This window comes from Bradyrhizobium sp. BRP23, from assembly GCF_020194135.1.
Lineage (GTDB): Bacteria > Pseudomonadota > Alphaproteobacteria > Rhizobiales > Xanthobacteraceae > Bradyrhizobium > Bradyrhizobium yuanmingense.
On record NZ_JADYVW010000012.1, the window covers coordinates 61,307 to 78,941 of the forward strand.

Sequence of the window (17,635 nt, forward strand, 5' to 3'; positions counted from 1 at the left end):
CTGGCGCCGCGTAACAGCGCTGCCTCTTACCCTCCCCCTCCAGGGGAGGGTTGGAGCCCCACTCAACGCTTTATTAACCATAACCGGTGCATCACTGGAGCCGTCTCGTTTCGAGGATGGGTCCGGTGCCGGTTGCACGCGCGTTTCGATGGTCGAACTTGGCGTCCTTGGCAGCGTCCGCCGCGCTCGCTTTGGGCGGCTGCATGCAGACCGCAACTCCCGTCGCGATGGTGCAGCCTCGTCCCGATCTCGATGCCATGGCCTATGGCCAGCCCTATAATGCGCCGCGGCCGGTCGTCGTCGCCAATAACGGCGGTGGCGCGATCGCAGCGCTCAGCAATTCCTTTGCCGCTTCGCCCGCACCGATGCCTGTCGGCTACGCCGCGCCGATGGCGGTGCCGGTGCGCAATGGCCCCTCCTACCATCTCGACGCCGGCGACAAGCTTCGCGTCGTGGTCTACGGCCAGGAAGGTCTCACCAACAGCTATGCGATCGACGCCGGCGGCTCCATCACCATGCCGCTGATCGGCGCGGTGCCCGCCCGCGGCCGCACCACGGCAGGGCTGGCCGGCGAGATCGCCGCACGCCTGCGCAACGGCTACATCCGCGAGCCTTCGGTGGCGGTCGAGATCGAGACCTATCGTCCGTTCTTCATCCTCGGCGAGGTCCTCGCGCCCGGCCAATATCCATACGTGCCGAACATGACGGTTGAGAGCGCGGTCGCCATCGCCGGCGGCTTCTCCCCGCGCGCCAAGCGCGACATGGTCACCGTCACGCACACCGAGAACGGCGGCGCCATGCGCGCCGTGGTGCCGCTCGGCACGCCGCTCGCGCCCGGCGACACCGTGTTCGTCGGCGAGCGCTGGTTCTAGGGCTCTCTCCCCTCGTCATTCCGGGGCGCGCGTAGCGCGAGCCCGGAATCCATTCCTCGACTGGCTCTGATGCCCGATGGATTCCGGGCCTGCACCGCTGCGCGGCGCATCCCGGAATGACGGTGAGAGAGCCGGCCGCTACCTACGTCAAATGCTTCGCGAAAAAATCCATGCTGCGCGGCCAGGCGATGTCTGCGCTGGCCTTGTCGTAGCTGGCGCGCTCGTCGCAATGGAAACCATGCTGGGCGCCTGGATAGATGAAGACCTCCACATCCGGCCGCTTCGACTTGATGGTCTCGACATCGGCGAGCGGAATGCCGGCATCCTTCTCGCCGAAATGCAGCTGGGTCGGCACCTTCGGCGTCTCGTCGGCGAAGCGAACGACGGCGCCGCCGTAATAACCGATTGCCGCCTTCAGGCCGGTCAATCGCGTCGCCGCGACGAAAGCGATGCTGCCGCCTAAGCAAAAGCCGATGATGCCGACGGGCCCGACGCTCTTCACCGCATCGATCGCAGCTTGCGTGTCGCGCAGCATCGCGGCCCAGTCCGGGTTGGCCACGAACTTGCGCGCCTCCGCGATCTCGTCGGGCGAATAGCCCGACTGGAAGTTCGGCGCCGTCCGGTCGAAGATCGACGGCGCGATCGCGACATAGCCTTCCCCGGCGAGGCGGTCGCAGACCGAGCGGATGTGGTGATTGACCCCAAAGATCTCCTGGATCACCACCACCGCGCCCTTCGGTGTGCCGGCGGGTTCAGCGCGATAGGCGCCGAGCTGGAAATTGTCCGAGGCCGTCAGCTTGATGTCCTGTCCCACGCGGGTTGTCCTTCTTGGTTGTCGATCCGAAATTCAGCTCACTCCCCTCATCCTGAGGAGCGCGCACCTGCGCGCGTCTCGAAGGATGAAAGGCCGAGATGCAGCAGCCGGGCCTGCATCCTTCGAGACGCTTGCTGTGCAAGCTCCTCAGGATGAGGGGTAACACCTCACTCCCACATCCAGTTCTCGCCGTAATCCTCCTTCCATCCGGCCAGCCGGCCGTGGCGGAATTGCAGGAACAGGCGGTGGCGATGGGGGATCAGGCCGCTGCCGCCGATATTGCGCAAGGCGAGATAGATCTCGTGGCCGGGACGTCCCCGCACATATTGCAGCCTCTGCCCGAGGGCGCGCGCGGTCTGTTCGGCATCCATGCCGAAGGCGAGCGGCGTGTTGTTCGACAAGGTCGCAACGAAGGGCTGGCGCGGCGGCACGGCGCCGATCGGCTCGGCCTGTGCGGATAGCGACAGCAACATCGTCCCCGCAGCCAGCATCATCAGCTTCATCGCCTGTGTCCCTGCTCGATCGGCCTATGCCGGCAAGTTCTTCAGGAAAGGCACGACCGCGTCAACAAAAGCCTGGGGCTGATCGATGTTGACGGCGTGGCCGGCGGCGGGGATCACGACCTTTTGTGCGCCGGGGATTTTTGCGGCCATGTAGTCGGACGCGGCGAGGAACGGGGTGTCGTCGGCGCCGACCACGATCAGGCTGGGCACCTTAATCTCAGGCAACAGCTCCATCACGCGCGCATCGCGCTGGGTCAGCATGCCGCGCGCGGCGAGCGCAAGCCCGCTGGCGTTGCGATGGTTCGCGGTGGCGCGCTCGCGCGTCGCCGATTTCAGCACATCGAGGCCTTCGCGGTCGAGCCGGTCGGCCGTGGCGAGCGCTCGCGCGTTCCAAGCTTCGCGCGCATCGTCCTTCCTGAAGCCGGGGCCGGTGTCGATGATCAGCAGCGCGCGGGCCCGCTCCGGATGTGCGCGGTAGAACGCCAGCGACATGTAGCCGCCGAGCGAAAGCCCGCCGATGATGGCGCGCTTCGCGCCGACCGCATCGAGGATCGCCGCCATGTCACCGACCGTGAGGTCTTCGCTATAAGCACTCGCATCGTCAGGGTAATCGGACTGGCCGTGGCCGCGCATGTCCCACAGGATCAGCGCGTGGTCCTTCGCCAGCGCGTCGATTTGCCCATGCCACATCGCCGAGGTCGAGGAATAGCCGTGGGTGAGCAGCAGCGGCGGCCCGTTGCCATGAACCTCGTAGTAGATGTTGACGCCGTCGCGATTGATCTCCGGCATTGCTTCCCGCCCTTTCTTTTTCCTCGCCACGACACCGCTGCACCCTCTCCCCTTGCGGGAGAGGGTGACTTCGCTGAAAGCGAAGCCGGGTGAGGGGTCTCTATCCGCGCATGACTCTCTCAATGCGAGTGCGCGGATACAACCCTTCATCCGGCGCTTCACGCCACCGTCTCCCACAAGGGGAGAAGGAAGAAAGCGGCGGCAGCTGCACCTTAGCTCGCCAAGTTACCTCGAAGAAACTGCCTGAATGCGTAGCACGCATGCCGGAGGCATGCGCTGTTGTGTCCAGTGGCTGCGTCGACGCCCTTGGCGCGGCGCACAACGGGCGAGTGTGGCGAGCGCTTTTTCGACTCGTTCCAAATTGCATTTGCCTCCGCGCTGGAACGCGATCATTCTCGCCGGCAAGGCTGACGCCAGCCCGGTGGGCGTCCGCCATTCAAATTGCCGCCGTAAGCGGCTTTCATGCACCGGCAGGGGAAGACGCCTATGCCAACTCTCACCATCAACGGGCGGAGTCTGTCCGTGGATGCGGCGAACGACACGCCGCTCCTCTGGGCGATCCGCGAGCAATTGCAGATGACAGGCACCAAGTTCGGCTGCGGTGCCGGGCTGTGCGGTGCCTGCACCGTGCATGTCAACGGTGAAGCCGTGCGCTCGTGCCAGACCATGCTCAGTGACGTCGCCGGCAAGAAGATCACCACCATCGAAGGTCTCTCCGCCAAGGGCGATCATCCCTTGCAGAAGGCCTGGATCGCCGAGCAGGTGCCGCAATGCGGCTATTGCCAGTCCGGCCAGATCATGCAGGCGGCTTCGCTGCTCGCCAAGAATCCCAATCCGACCAAGGAGGAAGTGGTCGCCCATATGGACGGCAATCTCTGCCGCTGCATGACCTATTCGCGGATCCAGAAGGCGATCATGCGCGCCGCATCCGAGATGCGCACCGCCTCGGCCACCTCGAGCGAGCGGAGGCCCACATGAACGAGCATGTGAAGAAATTGACGCCCGAGACGACGGATCTCAGCCGCCGCTCCTTCCTCGTCGGCACCGCCGCGACCGGCCTCGTGCTCGGCTATGCCGGCGTGCCCGGCATCGAATCGGCAGCCGCCGCGCCCGCCAATTTCGAGCCGAGCGTGTGGTACGCGATCGCGCCGGACGGGCTTGTCACCGTGACCTGCGGCAAGGCCGATATGGGCCAGCACATCGCCTCCACCATGGCGCAGATCGTCTGCGAGGAGCTGGGCGCGAAATGGAGCGACATGCGCGTAGCGCTCGCCTCCAACGATCCCAAGTTCAACGATCCCGTGCTGGGCGCGCAGATCACCGGCGGCAGCTGGTCGACCATGATGAACTTCGAAGCGATGAGCCGGGCCGGCGCCGCCGGTCGCATCGCATTGACCGAAGGTGCCGCCGCCGCCATGGGCGTGCCGGCATCGGAGCTCGTGGTGCGCGATTCCATGATCGTGCATCCGAAATCGAAGAAGCAGATGTCGTTTGCCGATGTCGTGAAAAGCGGCAAGGCGACGAAAACCTTCACGCCCGACGAGCTGAAGGCGATCAAGCTGAAATCGCCGGACCAGTACACCATGATCGGCGTCTCGGTTCCGCAACTCGACATCCCCTCAAAGACCAACGGCACGGCCAAGTACGGTATCGACGTGATGCTGCCGGGCATGGCCTATGGCGCCCTGGTCACGCCGCCGGTGCGCTTCGGCGCCACCGTGAAATCGGTCGACGACAGCGCGGCAAAGAAGGTGTCGGGCTTCATCAAGGCCGTCACGCTCGACGACAAGACCGGGACGACATCGGGCTGGGTCGTCGCCGTCGCCAGCACCTACGCCAACGCCAAGAAAGCGGCGCAGGCGCTGAAGATCGCCTATGACGCGGGACCGAATGCGAAGGTGTCGAGCGAGTCGCTGCTCGACGAGGCCAAGCGGCTCCAGAAGCTGGACGATTCCGGCCAGTTCTTCGTTAAGGACGGCGATCCCAATGCAGCCTTCGGCTCGGCGGCCAAGGTGGTGGAGGCGGAATACACCACCAGCATCAACATCCACGCGCCGCTGGAGCCGATGAACGCCACCGCGGAGTTCAAGGGCGACATCCTGCACATCTATTCCGGCAACCAGTTCGCAACGCGCTCCGGCGCGATCGCGGCGGGAGCTGCCGGGATCGATCCGAAGTTCGTGGTCATGCACCAGATGTGGCTGGGCGGCGGCTTCGGCCGGCGTCTCGATGCCGACATGATGATTCCGGCGGTGCAGGCGGCCAAGGCGGTCGGCAAGCCGGTGAAGGTGATCTACTCGCGCGAGAACGACATGACGATGGATTTCTCGCGTCCCCTCACCTACCAAAAAGTGAAGGCCGGCGTGGATGGCGATGGCAAGCTGATTGCGATCAGCCACGACGTGGTCTCGGCCTGGCCGACCGCGCGCTGGGGAATCCCCGACTTCCTCACGCCCTCGGTCGACAAGAAGGGCCCGCTCGATTCCTTTACTGTGAACGGCGCGGACTTCTTCTACACCGTGCCCAACCATTATGTGCGCGCGATCAAGAACGAGCTCGCGCACAACGCCACGCCCTCCGGCCAGCTTCGCTCGGTGGCGCCGGGCTGGACCTTCTGGGCGGTCGAAAGCATGATCGACGAGATCGCGGCGGCGACGGGCAAGGATCCCGCCCAGTTCCGCATCTCGTTGCTCGACGGCGCCGGCAAGAACGACGGCGGCGCGCAGCGCTTGCGCAACACGCTGCTCGCCGCGATGGGACTGTCCGGCTACGGCACCAAGCAATTGCCGAAAGGCGAGGGCATGGGCGTCGCCTGCGTCTCGTCGCAGGAGCGGGCGACCGCGAGCTGGACGGCGTGCGTGGCTCACGTCGCCGTCGCGCCGTCGGGGGAGGTGACCGTGAAGAAGCTCACGGTCGCAACCGACGTCGGCACGCAGGTGCATCCCGACAATGTCCGCGCCCAGGTCGAGGGTGCGGCGCTGTGGGGCCTGTCGCTGGCGATGTACGAGAAGGCGACGCTGAAGGACGGTGGCATCGAGCAGACCAATTTCGATGGCTACACGCCCTTGCGCATGAGCCAGACGCCCGAGGTCGCGATCGCCGTGATCGCCAATGGCGAGAAGGCCACCGGCGTCGGCGAGCCCGCGGTCACCGTGGTCGCGCCGGCCATCGGCAACGCCATCTTCAATGCCAGCGGCGCCCGCGTCCGCGCCCTGCCGATCACCGCGGAAGCCGTGAAGGCGAGCATGAAGGCGTAAGTCGCGCTGCGATTGCCGAATGAGCTGATCCGCCGGAGGGCAACCTCCGGCGGATTTGTTTTGGAGCCGCCTCCACACCCTCACCGTCATGCCCCGGCTTGACCGGGGCATCCAGTACGCCGCGGCTTCTCGGTTTCAGCCGGACCGTCTCAGCGTACTGGGTCGCCCGGTCAAGCCGGGCGACGACAGCGGAGGGCGGGGCGATAGCGTCCAAAATTCCCCTTATCCATCAATGCCCGTTCTACTGTGCATGGGGTTGTTTTCGCCGGTTGTGAAATTCCCCCCGGAACCCCACTCCGTAAAATTGCGTGCAATTCCCCAAGGTTCCATTGAGCACGCCTCTTAAGGGCCAGAGAACCTGATCCGGCTTAGGCTCATCGGCCAATACGCCCGAGTTTCCGGTCCTTGTGGGGGAAGCCATGAACGCCACAGCCAAATCCGCCGCCAAACGCCGGCTCCTGCTCGCCTCCGATCGGAGCGACGGGAGCAGCGAGCTCGCCAGCATCCTGAAAGCGGTCGGCGACGTCTCCACGGTGAAGACGGACGAAATCCCCGCCCAGCCGTCGCGCGATCTCTCCGGGCTCGTGGTCGACATCAATCTGCGCTCGCCCGACAGCGTGCAGCGGGTCCGCAACAAGCTGCGCGGCGATGCCTATCGTTCGATGCCGCGGCTGTTCGTGCTCGCGGACGCCCTGCATCACGGCACCATGCAGGCCTGGGCGCTCGGGGCCACCGACACCATCTCGCGGCCGCTCCAGGCCGAGGCCATCCTGCAGCGCATCCGCGCCGCCTTCCCGGACACCGCGGCCTATGACGCGACCGATCGCGGCAAGACGCTCAACCGCGGCGTCGAGGCGGCGCATGCGGTGCTGACCAAGATGTTCGAGAAGCTGCCACTCGGCGTGCCCCTGACCTTCGATGACGTCATCGCCGCCGAGAGCAAGATCCTGAAGGCGATCAAGCATTCCTCGCTGCGGGAATGGCTCACCACGGTCGGCTGTCACCATGTCGGCAGCTACCGCCATTGCCTGTTCGTCACCGGCTTCGCCGTCGCCTTCGCCCAGCATCTCGGCATGCGCGAGGACGACCAGCGCCGCCTGACCCGCGCCGCGCTGCTGCACGACGTCGGCAAGGCCTTCGTTCCGGCCTGGCTGCTCGACAAGCCCGGCAAGCTCACCGACGAGGAGATGGCTGAGGTCCGCCAGCATCCGCGCCGCGGCTATGATGCGCTCGCCGCGCAAGGCGGCTTCCCGCCGGAGATGCTGGACGTGGTGCTGCATCACCACGAATTCCTCGACGGCTCCGGCTATCCGAACGGCCTGTCGTCGAACCAGATCAGCGACATCGTGCGCCTGACGACAATCGTCGACATCTACGCCGCGCTCGTCGAGAAGCGCGCCTACCGCATGCCCTTCACCCACTCCCGCGCCTTCACGATGATGGAAGGCATGGGCGGCAAGCTCGACCAGCAGCTGCTGCAGGCGTTCCGCCCGGTCGCGCTGGGGTCGTTCTAGTCGGGATGCCGTAGTCGTAGGGTGGGTTAGCCTCGCGGCTGCGCGAAGCGCAGGCGCCAGGCGTAACCCACCATGCCTCCGCAATTGCCGAACGAAGTAGGTGGGTTACGCCTTCGGCTAACCCACCTACGAGATCACCCCACCAGCTTCCGCAGCTCCGCCTTCGCCACCTTCTCCAGCGTCGAGCGCGGCATGTCGTCGACGAGCCTGATCTCGCGCGGCAGCTTGAAGTCGGCGAGGCCCCTGCGGCAGGCTTCCATCACGCGGTCCTGCAGGTCGGGGGCCGCGCCTGCGACGCCGCCCTGCGGGATGATGAAGACCACCGGCACCTCGTCCAGCATCGGGTGCTTCTTCGCCACCACCGCGGCCTCGCGCACGCCCGGCACGAGCGCGATCACCTGCTCGATCTCGGAAGCCGCAACGTTCTCGCCGCCGACCTTCAGCATGTCCTTGGCGCGGTCGCCGAACTTGATGAAGCCGTTCTCCAATCGCTCGACGCGGTCGCCGGTGAGGAAGAAGCCGTGCTCGTCAAAACTCTCGCGCGTCGCCTTCTCGTTGTGCAGGTACTCGGCGAACAGCGACAGGCCGGGGATGCCCCTGATCGCGAGATTGCCGGTGTCGCCGACCTCCGTCGGCCGTCCGTCGTCGTCGGTGATGCGGATCTGATACTCGGGCGCGGCGCGACCGATCGACATCGGGATGTTGGGCTGATCCACCTCGCCGACGATGCCGTGGGTGATGGTCTCGGTCATGCCCCACCAGCCGATCATCTTGACGCCGAAGGCGGCAAAGGCCGGCGGCTCGTTGATGGCGGTGCCCCACAGGCGGAACTTGTGGTCTTGCGGGACCTCCTGCTCGAGCAGCGCTTTCATGCAGAACGGGATGGTCGAGGTCCAGGTCGCGCCGTGCTCGCGCGCGACGCCCCAGAACCGGCTGGCGGAGAAGCGCGGCTGGATCACGCAAGTGGCGCCGACCCACAGCGTCGCCAGCATGGAATAGGCCAGCGCATTGGTGTGGAACAGGGGCAGGTACGCCTGGTGCACGTCGCGGGCATGAAGGTCCTCGTGCGCGGCGTTGATCTTGGCGCCCCACAGTGCGTTGGCGTGGGTCCACAGCACCGCCTTCGGCCGCGACGTCGTGCCCGAGGTGTATTGCACGCTGCATGGCGCGAGCGGATCGGTCGCGCGCCGGGGGCGATCGGCACTGTCGGCGAACAGCGATTCGAAGCTGTCGCCCCGCGAGACGCCCCGCGCGGGCGCCGCCCCCGCATCGTGCGAGGTCACCGCCAGCCAGCGTATGCTGCGGCAGTTCTGCGCGACGGCTTCCGCATAGGCCGGCTGCGTGATCGCGGCGACCGCGCCGCAATGATCGGCGAAATACGCGATCTCGGCCGGCGCCGAGCGCGTATTGGTGGTGACGGCGACGGCCCCGAGCTCGACGCAGGCGAACCAGGCCAGCATCGCCTCGATGCAATTGTCGAGATGAATGAGCACATACTCGCCCGGCTTGACGCCGCGCCTGGCGAGGCCGGCCGCGAGCGCGCCGACGCGCTCGTGAAACTCGCCGTAGCTCCAGCGCCGCGCCGGCGCGTCGAACGGGGCCCAGATCAGGAACGGATGATCACGCCGGACCTCGGCGCGCAGCTTGAGCAGCCAGGGCACGTCGAGCCCGTCGAACGGGCCCACGATTCCAGCTGTGGTCTGTTGAACTGGCATGGCGACCTCCCGTGCAGCCTGCATCTTGCCGGCGGCTGTCTTTTGATGATTGCGTCTTCCTGCCATTGGACGACGCGGGACGCAATCGGGGGTATGCGTGAGCGCGCTCTCTCCACCGTCATTGCGAGCGCAGCGAAGCAATCCAGACTCTCTCCACGGAGGCAGTCTGGATTGCTTCGTCGCAAGCGCTCCTCGCAATGACGGCGTTCGGGGGCGCGGCGGCCCTATCAGCCGGCGTCCCCGTACGACGAGATCTCGATCAAACTGCCATCGGGATCCCGGCAATAGACCGAGCGCAACGTGCCGCGGGCGCCTTGCCTCGGGCCCGGACCTTCCTCGATCGCGACGCCATGTGCCCGCAAATGCGCCACCACCTCGTCCGGCGTGGCCGAGGTGAGAAAGCACAAATCTTCGCTGCCCACCGTGGGATGGTTCGCGGTGAACCACTCCACCTTGTCGGCATCGCGTTGCCGGACGTTGATCCTCTGGTTACCGAATTCAAGGAAAGTCCGCGGCGCTTTGCCGCCGCCGGGATCGAACGCCTTGACTTCCATGCCGAGAATCTTGCCGTACCACGCAGCACTTGCCGCGACGTCGCTGACATTGATCACGAGATGATCCAGGGCATGAACCTTGACCGGCATGTCTCATCCTTTCGTCGTGATGTGCCCCGCGCACTTTCCGCACGCGGCAAGCTTTGTTACAACCGCAGCGACGCGGCTTTCAAGCCATCCGACTTCAAGAACAACACTGGGAGAACCCTTGAGATGATCACTCGCCGTACCGCGCTGGGCCTGCTCGCCGCCAGTCCGCTTGCAGCCACCCCGCTGTCGAAGGCCTTTGCCGCCGATTATCCGGCCCGTCCGGTGAAATGGGTGGTGGGCTATCCGCCGGGCGGCGCCACCGACATCCTGGCACGGCTGATCGGCCAGCGGCTGTCGGAAAAGCTCGGCCAGCAATTCGTGATCGAGAACAAGCCGGGCGCCGGGAACAACATCGCGACCGAATCGGTCATCAATGCCGAGCCCGACGGCTACACGCTGCAGCTGGTCAACCCGGCCAACTACATCAACGCCTCGCTCTACAAGAATCTCAAGTTCAACTTCGTGAACGATGTCGCGCCGGTCGCCTCGTTCCAGCGCGTGCCGAACGTGATGACCGTGAACAAGGATGTGCCGGCCAAGAACGTCGCCGAGTTCATCGAGTATGTGAAGGCCAATCCCGGCAAGGTGAACATGGCCTCATCCGGCAACGGCACCTCGGTGCATCTGTCCGGCGAGATGTTCATGGCCATGACCGGCTGCAAGATGCAGCACGTGCCCTATCGCGGCGCCGCGCCCGCGATCACTGACATGCTCGCCGGCCAGGTGCAGGTGATCTTCGACAACATGCCTTCGATCATTCAGCACATCCGCTCCGGCAGCCTGCGCGCGATCGGTGTCACCACCACGGAACGCTCGCCGCAGCTGCCCGACGTGCAGCCGATCGCCGACACCGTCAAGGGCTATGAGGCGAGCGCGTTGTTCGGCATGGGCGCGCCGAAGAACACGCCGAAGGAAATCATCGCCAAGCTCAACGCCGAGGTCAACGCGGTGCTCAAGGAGCCCGACATGGCCAAGCGCCTGGTCGAGCTCGGCGGCGAGCCGCGGGTGCAGACGCCCGAGGCGTTCGGCGAGGAGATCAAGGCCGAGACCGAGAAGTGGAAGAAGGTCGTCGACTTCGCCGGCCTGAAGGTCGAGTAGAAATCTCGTGATGACGAGGAAGAGAGCCCTGTCGTTCGGCAGGGCTTTTTTCTTGGCTGCATTGCCAGCAACCCGATCACGCTCTCGTGCGGATCCGCGCCCTGCGCCTTCCGGCTTGACGTTGTCGCGCTCGCGTCTATACTAAACCACATGGTTAAGTATCAGGACGAGACGCTGGACCGGACTTTTGCGGCCCTGTCAGACCCGACGCGTCGTGCCTTGCTGGCGCGCCTCGGCGAGCAGGACGGCCTGTCGGTGAGCGAGCTGGCGGCCCCGTTTGCGGTATCGCTGCCGGCGATCATGAAGCATCTCGACGTGCTCACCGATGCCGGGCTGATCGTGCGCGAGAAGACCGGGCGCACGGTCGCCTGCCGGCTGACCGCGCAGCCGATGGAGCAGGCGATGAACTGGCTCAATCGTTATGCGCAGTTCTGGTCCCACAATCTCGATCGCCTTGCCGCCTTCGTGGAGGAAGAGACATGGCCAACGCAACCGCCAACACCGCCGAACGCCCGGCAGAACGACCAAGCCTCACGCTCACGCGCCGGCTCCGCGCGCCGCCGCAAAAGGTCTACGCCGCCTGGACGCAAGCCGCGCAGCTAGCGCAATGGTTCGGGCCGCCGAACATGAAGCCGGCGACGCTTCAAGCCGAGCTCGACGTCCGCGTCGGCGGCCGGTTTCGCATCAGCTTCACCGGCGACGACGGCGAATATTTCGAGGCCGGCGGCCGCTATCGCGAGCTGGTACCGAACGAGCTTCTGGTCTTCACCTGGGCCTGGCACTCGACGCCGGAGCGTGAATCGCTGGTGACGATTTCGCTGAAGCCGGACGCTGCCGGCACCTTGATGATCTTCCATCACGCCCAGTTCTTCGACGAGACCGCGCGCGACAACCACCAGCGCGGCTGGAGCTCGATTTTCGACAAGCTCGATGCTTTCGTCGCCTGATCCCCAAGGAGAACGCCATGCAGCAACATCAGATCGTTTCGCGCGAGCAATGGATCGTCGCGCGCAAGGCCCTTCTGGCCCACGAGAAGGAATTGACCCAGGCCCGCGAACGGCTTGCCGACGAGCGCCGCCGGCTCCCCTGGGTCAAGGTCGACGAGGCGTACGAATTCGAAGGGCCGAACGGCATCGTGTCCTTGGGCGATCTGTTCAAGGGCCGGCCGCAGCTGATCGTGCAGCACGTGATGTTCGCGCCCGATTGGGACGCGGCCTGCAAGAGCTGTTCGTTCTGGGCCGATGGGTTCGAGCGCATGGTGCCGCATTTGGCCGCGCGCGACACCGCGATGGTTGCGGTCTCGCTGGCGCCAAGCGCAAAGCTCGAGGCCTTCAAGAAGCGGATGGGCTGGACCTTCGACTGGGTTTCCTCAGGCCGCAACGACTTCAACCGCGATTACGGCGTGACGTTCTCACAGGAAGAGGTCGCGACCGGCAAGCCGATGTACAATTTCGGGACCACGCCGTTCTACGGCCCCGAGCTGCCCGGCATCAGCGTGTTCTTCCGCGACGAGGCCGGCGCGATCTTCCACACCTATTCCTGCTTCGCCCGCGGCCTCGACATGATGAACGCCGCATATCAATATCTCGATCTCACCCCGCTCGGCCGTCACGAGGAAGGCCTGCCCTATCCGATGGACTGGGTGCGCCTGCGCGACCAGTACGAGCCGCAGCCGGCGAAGGGTGCGTGCTGCCACGGGTGAGGGGAGCGCTCGACGCACATCAAAGGTGTCATCGCCCGGCTTGACCGGGCGATCCAGTATTCCGAGACGGCAGTGATGAATCGAAAGGCCGCGGCATACTGGATTCCCCGCCTTCGCGGGGAATGACAGCTACGGGTGAGGTGCAGGGTGTGCCTTGCCCCGATAGCTACCGCTTCGCCTCCGCCTGCTCCGCCGCGTTGCACGAGATCAGCATCGTGTACGGCCGGGCGTTGGTGGCGATGTCGGTGGTCTTGAGCTCGCTCTTTGGCTCGGCGGTCTGATAGGGCACGATCGAATTGTCGAGGAAATCGCGCAGCACTCCGGTCTTGATGGCGAAGTTGATGTTTTCAGGGATGTTGCCGGTCGCCACCGCGATCCGCAAGGCTGGAATCTTGCCCGTGACCACGCCCACGACCTGACCCGTGTTGTCGAACAGCGGCCCGCCGCTGTTGCCAGGCTGCACGGGTGCGCTGATTTGCAGGAAGCGCGAGTCGTTGCGCATGCCGCTGAGCGAGCTCACGATGCCGGTGGTCACGCTGAAGTCCGAGGTCAGGATGCCGTGATAGGGAAAGCCGATCGCGATCACGGAATCGCCGGAGCGGATCGAGCGGTCGCGGATCCGGGCAAAATCCTTGAAGGTCGTCGTCGACGGCGCCTGCAACAGGGCGAGGTCGTTGTTGGCATCGCTCGAGACGACGCGCAGCACCATTGCGGCTTCGCCGGTGAGATTGCCCCTGACGTCGCCGACGCAGCCGTCGATCACATGATGGTTGGTGACGACGTGCCCGCTCGCGCTGACGACGAAGCCGCTGCCGCTCCTGGCTCGGGCGGGTTTGCCGCCGGCCGGCGCTGCCGTCTGCTTCTCCGCCGTCGCCGCCGGCTTGGCCGCACCCTTGGTGAAATCGCCGGCCTTGCTGAGCCCGTCTGCCTTCACCCGCGTGACGCAGTTCGCCAGCGCCGCGATCAGGGGGGCCGTCGACGTCAGCACAAATTGGAGTGGCTTGCTCCCGTTGGTCGTGATCACCATCAGGCTTGCCTTCTGGAAGGTGCGAGCGACGTTGGGGGGCAGGATGGTCGTCACCATATTGGTGGTGCCGGCGGTCGCAAACAACCTCGCCTGCTCCTGGCCGTCGAAGATGAAGTCGATGGGCGCGGTATCGCCCTTGTTGAAGCGAAAGCTGGGGCTGGCAAAGCTCAGCAGCCAGGAGCCGGCCGCATTCTGCGCGACGAAGAGACTCACGCCGTTGGCGTAAGGTGCGGTCGCCGCGCAATGGGAGAACGCGCCCGTCTCGTCATTGCTGAATGCGCCGCCTGCCCAGTTGCCGACCTTGACGGTTCCGAACGGCCCCGCCGCGTTCGCCCCGAACACACTCATCTGCAACACGAACGCAACGACCAACGACCTCAACCACATACCCCAGCCCCCGGCAAACGCACTCGCATCCATCTTATCCGCGAGGGCAGGTGAGGCGCAACCGTCAGTTGTCCGCACCAGTCGGTTCGGCTGACCGCAACAATTTGGGCTTGCATTTACTTTGCAGTGCCATATACTTTGCAATACAAAGTAACGGGACCGGTGTCCCGCGAAAGCCGGGGTGGGACGAGGTTTTGGCGTTGCCCATGCGCGATCTCGACAAGGCGCTGGCCGACATCGTGACGATCCGCAGCCAGATCGCGGCAGGCACCGCCTTCCGCGGTTACGGCCCGGCGACGATGGCGGCGACCGGTGCTGTTGCGCTCATCACCGCCGTCCTGCAATTCTGGTTGTTGGATGATCCCACCGGCGAGCCGCTCGTTTTCTTCATCGGCTGGTTCATCGCCGCCGCGCTGTCTGGACTGATCATCGGCATCGAGATGCGCGCCCGGTCGCGACGCCATCATTCCGGTCTCGCCGACGCGATGATCCACCAGGCGGTCGAGCAGTTCCTGCCGGCGGGCGTTGCCGGCGTTCTGCTCGCGGTGGTGATGTGGAAGTTCGCGAGCGAGACGCTGTGGCTGCTGCCGGGCCTGTGGCAGATCCTGGTGTCGCTCGGCATCTTTGCCTCGGTCCGCTCGCTGCCGCGCACGGTGGCGCTCGCCGGCGCCTGGTATTTCGTGTCCGGCTTCGCGGTCGTGGTGCTCGCGAGCCGAACCCACACGCTGTCGCCATGGACCATGGGCCTACCTTTCCTGATCGGCCAATCACTGATGGCGGCCATTCTGCATTTCGCGTCCGGAGACAACGATGTCGAAGACTGACAGCGCGCCCTTCTCCTATGAAGGCCTCGACCGCGTGATCCACGAGAAGGCGAGGCTCGGGCTTCTGACCTCGCTGATGGCGCATCCCAAGGGGCTGGCGTTCGGCGATCTCAAGCAGCTCTGCGGCCTCACCGACGGCAATCTCAGCCGGCACCTTGCCGTGCTGCAGGAAGCCGGACTGGTCGAGGTGACCAAGGGCTACGAGGGCAATCGCCCGCACACCACCTGCCGCCTCACCAAGGCCGGCCGCCGCCGCTTCCTCGACTATCTCGCCGTGCTCGAGCGGCTGGTGCGCGACGCGGCGAAGGCCGCTGGCCGCGAAGCGCCGCCGCTCGGCCGTCTCGGCATCGCCTCGACCTGATCTCCCCTTTTTTGACCGGAGACTTTGCAATGCAAAGTGACATCACGTCCCGCAACGAGAAGCTTCATGTCGGCATCATCATGGACGGCAACGGCCGATGGGCGACGCGGCGCGGCCTGTCGCGCGTGCGCGGCCACGAGGCCGGCGTCGAGACCATCCGCCGCATCGTCGAGGCCGCGCCCAAGCAGGGCATCGGCACGCTGACGCTTTACGCCTTCTCCACCGACAATTGGCGGCGGCCGAAGGCCGAGGTCGCGGCGCTGATGACCCTGCTGCGCTTCTACCTCGCGAACGAAGTGCAGAGCCTCGTCAAGAACGGCGTGCGCCTCTCCGTCATCGGCCGCCGCGATCGCCTGCCCGACGGCATCGCCGCCGCGATCGCGCGCGCCGAGGCGGCCACCGCCGATGGCCGCGCGCTGCATGTGCGCATCGCCGTCGATTATTCCGCGCGCGACGCCATCCTCAATGCCGCGGCCAAGGCGGCCGCGCTGACCAGCCTGACGCGCGAAGCCTTCTCGCAGCTCGTCACGGGCGAGGTTGGCCTTCGCGACGTCGACCTCATCATCCGCACCTCCGGCGAGAAGCGGCTGTCGGACTTCCTGCTTTGGGAAGGCGCCTATGCCGAGCTGTACTTCACCGAGCGGATGTGGCCCGAATTCGACGCGGGCGATCTTGCCGAGGCGCTCGCCGCCTTCCATGGCCGCGAGCGCCGCTTCGGCGGGCTTCAAGCCATTATGCCCGGAGAGGCGCCCTCGCTCTCGCAGGTGTGAGGCGCCTCGGCGCCCGCCGGCTCCCCCACCGATTGCCGCCCGGCACGGATCGTGCTCTAGTCTTCCGGCGTTGTGTACCCCTGCGACGGGAGCGTTCGCACCATGCGCGCAGTCCTCGATTACTGCACCGGCGGAACGGAGCGGCAGCTTGTCGCCGGCACCATCATCGTCGCCGAGGGGGGCACCTCCGGCCATCTCTACGTGCTGATGCAAGGCAGGCTCGAGGTGCTCAAGGGCGAGATGGTGGTCGCCACCGTCACCGAGCCCGGCGCGGTGTTGGGTGAGATGTCCGTGCTGCTGGGCCAGCCGCACACCGCAACGGTACGGGCCTGCTCCGACGCCATCGTCTACGAATTCGAGGATGCCGCCGCGTTCCTCGAGAGGGAGCCGGGCGTGGCGCTGCTGATCGCAAAAATGCTGGCGCAGAGGCTCAACGTCGCCAACACCTACCTCGCCGATCTGAAGCGGCAATATGCCGGCCACGGCACGCATCTGGCCATGGTCGGCGAAGTGCTCCAGAGCATGATCAACCTGCCGCCGGCTGAGGTTTCGCCCGGCTCTGATCGGCAATCCGATCCAAGAATGTGAGCCAGTCGGGCGGCGCCTCGATGGGGGCGGCGGGCCGCCGCAACGGCGCATTCAGGTCGATCCATTGCGCCGCGCCGGCCGCCAGCCAGAACGCCTTGTCGGCATCGAGATCGAGCACGATGCAGGTTGGGGGACGGCCGGGTTGCAGGCCCGTGTTGAAGACCCAGGTCTGGCCCAGCCGGTCGAACCACGATCCATTGCTGATGAAGGGCGATTGATGCACATGGCCCGAGATCACCATCGACGGCTGGTATTGCATGATCCACTGCACCAGCTCGACGTCGCCGAAGAAGCGCTTGCCGCCCCAGCTCGTCGGTGAATCCGCCGGCGGCGCATGATGCGCCCAGATCCAGCGCTGCGGCCTGACGGCTGCGGCATCGCGCAACTGCTCGATGAGGCGTTGCTTGACCTGGGGTCCGTCCCACCATGGGCACACCGTGAACAGGGTATCGCCGACCGTCAGGCCGTCGCCGTCGCAGGCGATGCCGAGCTCGCGCACCTCCGAGATCCAGCGCGAAATCTTCTCACCTTCGGCGTTGCGCTCGTCGAGATCGTGATTGCCGGAGCAGAGGATCACGCGGGTCGTCGCGGCCAGCAGCGCGAGATACTTCTTCACCACCACGATCTGGGCGCGGAAATCCACCATCGAGCCGATGTCGAGCGCGTCGCCGGCGAAGATCACGAGGTCGAATTGCGGCGCCGCGCTGACCAGCCAGTCGAGCTGCGGCAGCGAATAGTGTAGGTCGGCCACGACCAGGCAGCGCATGGAA

General features: G+C 65.7%; 18 protein-coding genes and 1 pseudogene. 12 read left to right on the top strand and 7 right to left on the bottom strand.

Features of this window, described 5'->3' with window-relative positions:
- The first annotated feature begins 125 nt into the window (after positions 1-125).
- Positions 126-872, top strand: a complete 747-nt coding sequence (locus I6F24_RS28045) for a polysaccharide biosynthesis/export family protein (RefSeq protein ID WP_036002627.1) — start codon at positions 126-128, stop codon at positions 870-872.
- 142 nt (positions 873-1,014) lie between these two features.
- Here I6F24_RS28045 and I6F24_RS28050 read toward each other — a convergent pair whose 3' ends face one another.
- The 3 genes from I6F24_RS28050 to I6F24_RS28060 all read right to left on the bottom strand — a co-directional run bounded on the left by I6F24_RS28050 (position 1,015) and on the right by I6F24_RS28060 (position 2,978).
- Complete coding sequence (locus tag I6F24_RS28050; protein WP_109142045.1) at positions 1,015-1,686, bottom strand: dienelactone hydrolase family protein; 672 nt, start codon at positions 1,684-1,686, stop codon at positions 1,015-1,017.
- 167 nt (positions 1,687-1,853) lie between these two features.
- Positions 1,854-2,189: a hypothetical protein gene (locus tag I6F24_RS28055; protein WP_225152273.1), complete on the bottom strand. Its 336-nt coding sequence runs from the start codon at positions 2,187-2,189 to the stop codon at positions 1,854-1,856.
- A gap of 24 nt (positions 2,190-2,213) precedes the next feature.
- Positions 2,214-2,978, bottom strand: a complete 765-nt coding sequence (locus I6F24_RS28060; RefSeq protein WP_225152275.1) for an alpha/beta fold hydrolase — start codon at positions 2,976-2,978, stop codon at positions 2,214-2,216.
- A gap of 486 nt (positions 2,979-3,464) precedes the next feature.
- Here I6F24_RS28060 and I6F24_RS28065 point away from each other — a divergent pair, with 486 nt between their 5' ends.
- The 3 genes from I6F24_RS28065 to I6F24_RS28075 all read left to right on the top strand — a co-directional run bounded on the left by I6F24_RS28065 (position 3,465) and on the right by I6F24_RS28075 (position 7,749).
- Positions 3,465-3,956, top strand: coding sequence for a (2Fe-2S)-binding protein (locus I6F24_RS28065; RefSeq protein WP_025033225.1), 492 nt, complete (start codon positions 3,465-3,467; stop codon positions 3,954-3,956).
- Positions 3,953-6,235, top strand: a complete 2,283-nt coding sequence (locus tag I6F24_RS28070; protein WP_074447595.1) for a molybdopterin cofactor-binding domain-containing protein — start codon at positions 3,953-3,955, stop codon at positions 6,233-6,235. Before I6F24_RS28065 ends, I6F24_RS28070 begins: the two co-directional genes overlap by 4 nt.
- A 419-nt stretch (positions 6,236-6,654) precedes the next feature.
- A complete protein-coding gene (locus I6F24_RS28075) occupies positions 6,655-7,749 on the top strand; it encodes an HD domain-containing phosphohydrolase (RefSeq protein ID WP_036024045.1) in 1,095 nt (364 codons plus the stop codon).
- Positions 7,750-7,883: 134 nt separating this feature from the next.
- Here I6F24_RS28075 and I6F24_RS28080 read toward each other — a convergent pair whose 3' ends face one another.
- Both I6F24_RS28080 and I6F24_RS28085 read right to left on the bottom strand, forming a co-directional pair.
- Positions 7,884-9,464 carry an AMP-binding protein gene (locus I6F24_RS28080; protein WP_036024055.1) on the bottom strand — a complete coding sequence of 527 codons (1,581 nt, stop codon included), beginning with the start codon at positions 9,462-9,464 and terminating at the stop codon, positions 7,884-7,886.
- Between the two features lie 227 nt (positions 9,465-9,691).
- On the bottom strand, positions 9,692-10,108 hold the full coding sequence (locus tag I6F24_RS28085) for a VOC family protein (protein WP_036024044.1): 417 nt from the start codon (positions 10,106-10,108) through the stop codon (positions 9,692-9,694).
- Between the two features lie 123 nt (positions 10,109-10,231).
- Here I6F24_RS28085 and I6F24_RS28090 point away from each other — a divergent pair, with 123 nt between their 5' ends.
- The 4 genes and pseudogenes from I6F24_RS28090 to I6F24_RS28105 all read left to right on the top strand — a co-directional run bounded on the left by I6F24_RS28090 (position 10,232) and on the right by I6F24_RS28105 (position 12,908).
- Entirely contained in the window at positions 10,232-11,206 is a 975-nt protein-coding gene (locus I6F24_RS28090; protein WP_036024043.1) for a tripartite tricarboxylate transporter substrate binding protein, read from the top strand.
- Positions 11,207-11,356: 150 nt separating this feature from the next.
- Positions 11,357-11,809: a metalloregulator ArsR/SmtB family transcription factor gene (locus I6F24_RS28095; RefSeq protein WP_036002521.1), complete on the top strand. Its 453-nt coding sequence runs from the start codon at positions 11,357-11,359 to the stop codon at positions 11,807-11,809.
- Between the two features lie 8 nt (positions 11,810-11,817).
- Positions 11,818-12,153 (top strand): annotated as a pseudogene (locus tag I6F24_RS28100) (SRPBCC domain-containing protein); the annotation flags it as partial.
- A gap of 17 nt (positions 12,154-12,170) precedes the next feature.
- Positions 12,171-12,908, top strand: coding sequence for a thioredoxin family protein (locus I6F24_RS28105; RefSeq protein WP_225152277.1), 738 nt, complete (start codon positions 12,171-12,173; stop codon positions 12,906-12,908).
- A 166-nt stretch (positions 12,909-13,074) separates the two neighbouring features.
- On the opposite strand, the gene I6F24_RS28110 is transcribed toward I6F24_RS28105, so the two are convergent.
- A complete protein-coding gene (locus I6F24_RS28110; protein ID WP_225152279.1) occupies positions 13,075-14,322 on the bottom strand; it encodes a serine protease in 1,248 nt (415 codons plus the stop codon).
- Between the two features lie 206 nt (positions 14,323-14,528).
- On the opposite strand from I6F24_RS28110, the gene I6F24_RS28115 reads away from it, so the two are divergent.
- From I6F24_RS28115 to I6F24_RS28130, 4 genes are all read left to right on the top strand, one after another.
- Positions 14,529-15,146: a hypothetical protein gene (locus I6F24_RS28115; protein ID WP_036002509.1), complete on the top strand. Its 618-nt coding sequence runs from the start codon at positions 14,529-14,531 to the stop codon at positions 15,144-15,146.
- Positions 15,133-15,507 carry a transcriptional regulator gene (locus I6F24_RS28120; RefSeq protein ID WP_025033235.1) on the top strand — a complete coding sequence of 125 codons (375 nt, stop codon included), beginning with the start codon at positions 15,133-15,135 and terminating at the stop codon, positions 15,505-15,507. The genes I6F24_RS28115 and I6F24_RS28120 overlap by 14 nt, the downstream gene beginning before the upstream one ends.
- A 29-nt stretch (positions 15,508-15,536) precedes the next feature.
- Positions 15,537-16,277 (top strand): di-trans,poly-cis-decaprenylcistransferase, encoded by a 741-nt coding sequence (locus I6F24_RS28125; protein ID WP_225152281.1) that lies wholly within the window; start codon positions 15,537-15,539, stop codon positions 16,275-16,277.
- A gap of 102 nt (positions 16,278-16,379) precedes the next feature.
- Positions 16,380-16,865 (top strand): cyclic nucleotide-binding domain-containing protein, encoded by a 486-nt coding sequence (locus I6F24_RS28130; RefSeq protein WP_225152283.1) that lies wholly within the window; start codon positions 16,380-16,382, stop codon positions 16,863-16,865.
- Here the strand turns inward: I6F24_RS28130 and I6F24_RS28135 are convergent.
- A complete protein-coding gene (locus I6F24_RS28135; RefSeq protein WP_225130178.1) occupies positions 16,804-17,631 on the bottom strand; it encodes a metallophosphoesterase family protein in 828 nt (275 codons plus the stop codon). The two genes, I6F24_RS28130 and I6F24_RS28135, sit on opposite strands and share 62 nt — an antisense overlap.
- Positions 17,632-17,635 lie beyond the last annotated feature (4 nt).